The 2,512-nt window shown below is 59.3% G+C and carries 4 protein-coding genes and 1 pseudogene; 1 reads left to right on the top strand and 4 read right to left on the bottom strand.

The window, feature by feature from the left end:
• From BG842_RS31225 to BG842_RS07595, 4 genes and pseudogenes are all read right to left on the bottom strand, one after another.
• Nucleotides 1-428, bottom strand: a 428-nt coding sequence (locus BG842_RS31225; RefSeq protein ID WP_254662980.1) for a GAF domain-containing protein, incomplete at its 3' end; no start/stop codon positions are given.
• Entirely contained in the window at nucleotides 389-1,243 is an 855-nt protein-coding gene (locus BG842_RS07605) for a response regulator (RefSeq protein WP_254662979.1), read from the bottom strand. The genes BG842_RS07605 and BG842_RS31225, both read right to left, overlap by 40 nt.
• Nucleotides 1,244-1,304: 61 nt before the next feature.
• A pseudogene (locus tag BG842_RS07600) lies at nucleotides 1,305-1,628 on the bottom strand (aconitate hydratase); the annotation flags it as partial.
• A gap of 167 nt (nucleotides 1,629-1,795) precedes the next feature.
• Complete coding sequence (locus BG842_RS07595) at nucleotides 1,796-1,996, bottom strand: hypothetical protein (protein ID WP_069450308.1); 201 nt, start codon at nucleotides 1,994-1,996, stop codon at nucleotides 1,796-1,798.
• Nucleotides 1,997-2,050: 54 nt separating this feature from the next.
• On the opposite strand from BG842_RS07595, the gene BG842_RS07590 reads away from it, so the two are divergent.
• Nucleotides 2,051-2,512 (top strand): deoxyuridine 5'-triphosphate nucleotidohydrolase (locus BG842_RS07590; protein WP_069450307.1); only part of this gene is annotated, 462 nt, incomplete at its 3' end.

The following is a 2,512-nucleotide window of genomic DNA, read 5'->3' as shown; positions in this document are numbered from 1 at the left end:
CTCCCGAAGGGCCGTTTGCGAGTTGATTCGTCGAAGCGCCTCGGCGGTGTGTGAAACCAGCAGTTCGGCCAATTCGGCGTCGTCGCGGTCGAAGGACGCGACGTCGCGCGACCCGCCTGAAAGATGCCCTCGTCACCGACGGGAACGCTGAGGAGCGACCGGTATTCGGCCTGTGCCGGGACCGCATCCGATTCCTCGCGCACGTCGTCGATAACGTATGTCTCGTTATTTTGATGGGTTTTTCCGGCGATACCCTCGTTGGTCCGGAGTTTGGAGTACCCGTCGTTCGTCATGCCGGTGGAGATAGCAGTCGGAACGAAGTGATCGTCCTCGATGAGGTCGACACCGCAGATGTCGAACTGGAGGATACTTTCCGCCGCATCGACGGTCAGTTCACAGATTTCGTCCGCCGTTTGGCACGACTCCATCTCCGATGCCACTTCGTGGAGTTCCTCGATTCGTCGTTTTTCGTCACGAAGCTCCTTCTTGACGTGTTCGTGCTCCTCGATACTTCGGAACACCCCCACGGTTCCGCGAAACACGTCGTTGTGCGTGAGCAACCCGATGCGGGCCTCGCACGGGACGGTCCGCCCATCCACCGTATGAAGCGTCGCCAGTAACTGACCGACGGCGTCGTTATCACGGATGAGGCCTCTAATGAGTTCGTCCCGCGCTCGACGTCCTCGTCGTCCAACAGCATCGAGATGTGCTCGCCGACGAGTTCGTCACGTTCGTAGCCCGAGATATCGACGAGGGTATCGTTGACGGCGGTCATACGGCCGTTCGTGTCCAGCGTGTACACACCGTCACCCATCGCCTGCACGATGGAACGGTAGTGGTTAAATCGCCGGTCGGTGCCGCTCGTTTCGGATGGAGAGACGATTCGTTCGACGCGCTTCGCCAGCGTTTCCAAGTCGATGCCCCCGGCCCGGAGGTACTCGGTCACACCGGCGGAGATGGCTCTGCTTGCGATTTTTTCGCTCCCGGATTCGGTACAGAGGATGTACGGAAGGTTCAATCGCGTTTGCCTGACCGCGTGCAACAACTCGATACCGTCGGAATCGGGAAGCGCGTAGGCGCTGATAACGCAGTCGATACGACGCTCCGACAGGACATCGAGTGCTTCGTCCGTGGTCCGCGCCTCCACGACGGAGAGACTGTCGATGGCATCGGCGAGACGGCCCGGAAAAACACCCGCGTCAGAGAGGGGGTCAACGAATAGCACACGGATGTCATCCATCATCGTTTCAACTTCTCTATCAACTATCGTATTCGTTGCCTAATAATTAGTAGTATCGAAATCCGTGGGGTTCTCCTCCCGATACCGTACTTCGCGGGGAGAGGTCGTTCGTGTAGTGTGCACCGAACGTGCCCGCCGCCGAGCGGAGGAAACGGTGGTCGTCCGTGTTCTTGAAGTCGAACTGGTAGGTCTGGTGGTCACAGTACTGCGCGGCGATCTCGGTCTGGACCTCGTCCATGTCGAGCGCCTCGAACTGGAGCCACACGAGGGTCCCAGTCGTGTCCTGTGTGAGAACCTGGTCGATCTCGATTCCGATTTCCTCACCGGTTTCGAGTTCGCCCTCGACGAGGTGGTCGTCGAGAATCTTTTCCGTCAGTGTTTGTCCCATATCGGACGAATATCGACCCTCCGAAGGTATAAATCCCGCGTGTTTACGTTTTCATCGTTCGTGGTAAATTCGGCCCTCGTCCGGCAATCATTGCGAAAATCGGGGCGAGAAAGTCACAATGTTTTGCGAGGAGTAGTCAAACCGAACGGCGGCGATTTCGACTTCGGTCACGGTCGGCGTTCCGTCGTCGGCACGACTCCACGAGAGGGACGGAACGACGTCGTCCGCTTCGGACCCGTTTTGCAGTTCGAGCGAGCGAACTCGATGCGGCGGACGGCGCGACCGTCGGGTCGTTCGAACGGCGCGAGTAGGCGAAGAAACGCGCAGGCGAACGAGTCAACGGGTGAGAGAGCGAGTGTGAGAGTCACGCACACCAGTCGGGAACGGTAACGGCTTTACTATCTCGGACACGCCGTCCGTCTATGTTCGAGAGCGGAACGTTCGTCGCGGAGCACGTCTCGGAGGTCAGACGGCAACAGGTACAGCCGAACGGCGTCGATTTGACGCTGGAAACGGTGTACGAACAGCGGGACTCGGGCCGAATCGGGCGCAACGGCAAGGAGATCGGCGACCGACAGCAGGTCGAATCCGAGCAGATAACCGAGAAATCCCCGGAGAACTACTACCTGCCGCAAGGAGGATACATCGTCCAGTATGCGGAGACAATCGAAATCCCGGACGGACACGTCGGCTTCGTCTACCCCCGCTCGTCGCTCATGCGGAACTCCTGTATGCTCAACACTGCGGTCTGGGACGCGGGCTACGAGGGCAAAGGTGAAGGGTTGTTGCAGGTCCACCACGACATCGAACTCGAACGCGGCGCACGTATCGCACAACTCGTCCTCGCCGAGGCGGACCACGACGGCACCTACGACGGCGACTAT

This window comes from Haladaptatus sp. W1 (assembly GCF_001723155.1).
Lineage (GTDB): Archaea > Halobacteriota > Halobacteria > Halobacteriales > Haladaptataceae > Haladaptatus > Haladaptatus paucihalophilus.
Note: the sequence above shows the minus strand (reverse complement) of the source record. Positions and strands in the feature narration are given on the sequence as shown.